Here is a 3,889-nt window from a genome sequence, read left to right as displayed (position 1 = left end):
GTGCCGACCTTGGTTTTGGAAAAAGAGGTCTGGAGCCTGTCCTTCCTCCATTAGTCCGCGTAAGAAAGTCAGAAGCTCTTGACTTTCCTCATTAAAGGCTTCCCAAGATAGAGACTCCTCATAAGTTTTACCAATCATATAAGGTTTTCTCTTCTCGACGACTTTTAAAAAGATTGGAATATCCCGAATAACGTAGTATTTTTGGCTATTGATTTGCCCGATTCTAAGAGTCCACAAGATATGATTGCTTCCTGCTTCCACCTGACCGACAGCCGACAACTCATAGGAGCGGTCTGATTTTGGAGACAAGATTCGTTCTAAAAATTTGCCACCCAAGGTCACCTTGGTTTCAACGGCCTCTTTTTCTTCATGACCTTCTTCCAGACTCTGCAAGATTTCCTGACCACGCTCATCATTTTTTAGAAAATGCTCCAGCGCCGCTAAATGCACACAGTAGCCCCTCTTTTGGAAAAAATCACAGGCACAAAAAACCAAATCATCCTCTAAACTATAGCGCAGTTCTTCTTCTGCGACGCGAGCGTAGAGCCGATTATTATTTTCCTTGATGATATCAACTTTACCAGTTTCATAAAGGGCAACGCCTTCGATACGGACTTTCCCCGGAATCAATTTAGCCATATTTTTACCTTTACCTTATCTTTTTATTATACCATATTTTCCCCTATGAAAATAGCCTTCTAGGATGACTTTTCTCCTAGAAGGCTGGATTTTTAACGTTTGGCAAAAGTCGTCACAATCCGCTGACAAACTTCTTGCAGCAGGGATTTAGGCATGGCTACATTGAGGCGGGCATGGAGACTTCCTTCCTCTCCATAATCCGAACCAGGGTTGAGGATAACCTTGGCTTCATTTCTCAACAGCTCTTGCAATCTTTCATCAGTCAGGTCATAGGCTGAAAAATCAAGCCAAATCAAGTAGGTTCCTTGCGGTTTCATGACCTTGATTTTAGTCTCTTTTCCAAATAAATCCACCACATAATTGATGTGGTCTTCAAAGACTTGCTTGAGTTCCTCTAACCAATCCTTCCCATAGCGATAAGCAGCTTCTGTCGCCAAATAACCCAAGCCTGAAATTTCATGCTGATTATTGATCAATTGACGTTTCTGGAAAGCCAGTCTCAACTTAGGATTTTCAATAACTGCATAGGAATTTTTTGTCCCAGCAATGTTAAAGGTTTTAGTGGCACTGGTCAAGACGATAGCAAAATCTTTAAAGTCAGGGTTGACAGTATTGAAAGACTGGTGTTTGTGACCAAAGAGGGCCAAATCTTGGTGAATCTCATCTGAAACTAACAAAACACCGTGTTTTTGGCAGAGTTGGCCAATCTTCTCCAACACTTCTTTTTCCCAAACACGTCCACCAGGATTGTGAGGATTACAAAGGATATAGAGCTTCACATCCTCTTCCACCAAATCCTTTTCAAGTCGGTCAAAGTCAATCTCAAACAGACCATCCTTTTCCACCAAAGAATTGGTAATTAATCTACGGTTGTTCAATCTGACACTGCGAGCAAAGGGTGGATAGACAGGCGTGTTAATCAGAACCGACTCGCCTTCTTTTGTGAAGGCTTGAATAGCTGTTGAGATGGCTGGTACCACACCCTCGATAAAGACAAGAGCCTCTTTGTCAAAGTGGTAACCGTGTTGTGTAGCCTCCCACTTTTGAACTTCCTTAATTAACTCTTCACTGGCATAGGTATAGCCATAAACCAGTTGATCAGCATAAGTCTGCACAGCTTGGCGGATTTCAGGCAAGACTACAAAGTCCATATCCGCTATCCAAGCTGGTAGGACTTCACTATCCGTTTCTGCTTCTTTCCATTTATAGGTATGGTGCCCTAAACGGTTTGGCAGGCTTGTAAAATCATATTTCCCCATCTTTATCTTATCCTTCTAATGCTTGGCGCAAATCTGCAATCAAATCTCTAGCATCCTCAATCCCAATTGATAAACGCAAGAGGTCATCTGTCAAACCGTAAGAATGACGCACTTCTGCTGGAATATCAGCGTGAGTTTGTGTGGTTGGATAAGTAATGAGACTTTCCACCCCACCCAAACTTTCCGCAAAAGAGAAGACCTTGAGGCTGTTTAAAATGTGAGGAATGCGTGTTTCATCCGCTACTTTAAAGGAAATCATGCCTCCACGACCAGTGTAGAGAACTTCCTTGACTGCTGGAGAATCCTTCAAAAAGGCAACCACTTCTTGGGCGTTAGCTGTTGAGCGCTCCATACGAAGAGACAAGGTCTTGAGACCACGAATCAATTGATAACTGTCAAATGGTGACAAGACTGCCCCTGTCGTATTGAGATTGTAAAAGAGCTTCTCGTATAGTTCTACACTATTGGTCACAACCACTCCAGCCAAGACATCATTGTGCCCTGCTAGATACTTGGTTGCTGAATGGAGAACGATATCTGCTCCATCTTCAATCGGACGTTGGTAGATAGGGCTGTAGAAGGTATTGTCCACCACCACTTTGGCACCCTTAGCATGAGCTAATTTTGCTAGTTTTTCGATATCAAATTCCAACATCAAGGGGTTGGTTGGGGTTTCGATATAGAGAACATCCACGTCCTTTTCTAACTCGGCAATCAACTCTTCTTCTGTATTGGCATAGGTAAAATGGAAACGGCCTTCCTGCTCCACTTGGTTAAACCAGCGGAAAGAACCTCCATAAAGGTCACGCACAGCCAAGACCTTACTTCCTACTGGGAAGATACTAAAGGCCAGTACAATAGCTGACATCCCTGAGCTAGTCGCTAGGGCATAGTCCGCGAACTCAATAGCCGCCAAGACTTCTTCAGCCTTGCTACGAGTTGGGTTTTTAGTGCGCGTATAGTCAAATCCAGTAGATTGACCAAACTCTGGATGCTGATAAGTCGTTGAAAAATGAAGCGGTGTCACCAATGCACCTGTCGCTTCATCTGATTTGATACCCGCCTGGGCCAAAATTGTGTTAATGTGTAATTCCTTGCTCATACAATACCTCCAAATCTATAGTAACTATTGTACCACTTATTTTCATCAACTCATTTTCTTCTTTTCAAGAGCTGGTTATAGTTTTAAACTATAGACTTATACTCTTCGAAAATCAAATTCAAACCACGTCAGCGTCGCCTTACCGTACTCAAGTACAGCTTGCGGCTAGCTTCCTAGTTTGCTCTTTGATTTTCATTGAGTATTAGATAGTAAAGCTAAAAAGAATCCAGAAAATATTCCAGATTCTTTCGTGAAAATGATTGCTAGGGTTTACTTTGACTGAAAGAAATCCTGTTGGGCTAAATTGTCATAATGCTCTTTGTTAAATTGATACTGTCCCACATGCTGACTAATCTGACCGACATCCACAGAAAAAATAAAGTCTTCATTTTGATAGCTCCAATTCAGCCTAACTGTATTCAAGACTGTCTTATAAGTAAAATCTTTAACTTGATTCCAAGGCATCTCTACGACTTTATTAGAATGATTTTCTGTTACATCATTGATGTCCATCAAGTAGATTCCCTTAGGTGTGAATGCCAGAATCTTAGGCTTCACACTCGACTGAACATAGTAAGTCCCTCCTATAATGAAGAAATCAATAAAGGATTTCAACCATGTCTTTTTCTTAAAAGCCATCAGAAAATTCTTTTGCCCTTCAATGTGGCAAGTTGAGAGAAATGATTCAATCTGTTTTTCTGTTGCAAACTCCATAATAGCTCCCATGATGTTACCTCCATAAAAATTAGTAAATAGGCAGATAAGAACTCTTCACATAAAAGAAGAACTTATCAATTATTGCGTTTTATCTTACTTTTTTAGTAGACAGCATCCCTCCTATAACATTACCCTAGCATGTGCATACTTCAGTTAACACTGGAAGAGGATT

4 protein-coding genes are annotated in these 3,889 nt (G+C 41.3%); all 4 read right to left on the bottom strand.

Annotated features, from left to right (window positions below):
- On the bottom strand, nt 1–639 hold a 639-nt coding region (locus ACLNCN_RS03895; RefSeq protein WP_424844662.1), incomplete at its 3' end, for a helicase SNF2.
- A 92-nt stretch (nt 640–731) separates the two neighbouring features.
- Nucleotides 732–1,898 (bottom strand): MalY/PatB family protein, encoded by a 1,167-nt coding sequence (locus ACLNCN_RS03890; RefSeq protein WP_424844661.1) that lies wholly within the window; start codon nt 1,896–1,898, stop codon nt 732–734.
- Nucleotides 1,899–1,905: 7 nt separating this feature from the next.
- Entirely contained in the window at nt 1,906–3,000 is a 1,095-nt protein-coding gene (locus ACLNCN_RS03885; RefSeq protein WP_424844660.1) for a cystathionine gamma-synthase, read from the bottom strand.
- A gap of 270 nt (nt 3,001–3,270) precedes the next feature.
- On the bottom strand, nt 3,271–3,726 hold the full coding sequence (locus ACLNCN_RS03880) for a hypothetical protein (RefSeq protein ID WP_049543364.1): 456 nt from the start codon (nt 3,724–3,726) through the stop codon (nt 3,271–3,273).
- Nucleotides 3,727–3,889 lie beyond the last annotated feature (163 nt).

The sequence above is a fragment of the Streptococcus sp. CL8.13 genome, assembly GCF_049737895.1.
This window is presented reverse-complemented; position numbering and strand designations above follow the sequence as displayed.

What these genes read in the sequence shown, in the direction of transcription:
- ACLNCN_RS03890 (WP_424844661.1), bottom strand. Translation starts at nt 1,898, where the DNA reads ATGGGGAAATATGATTTTACAAGCCTGCCAAACCGTTTAGGGCACCAT.
- ACLNCN_RS03885 (WP_424844660.1), bottom strand. Translation starts at nt 3,000, where the DNA reads ATGAGCAAGGAATTACACATTAACACAATTTTGGCCCAGGCGGGTATC.
- ACLNCN_RS03880 (WP_049543364.1), bottom strand. Translation starts at nt 3,726, where the DNA reads ATGGGAGCTATTATGGAGTTTGCAACAGAAAAACAGATTGAATCATTT.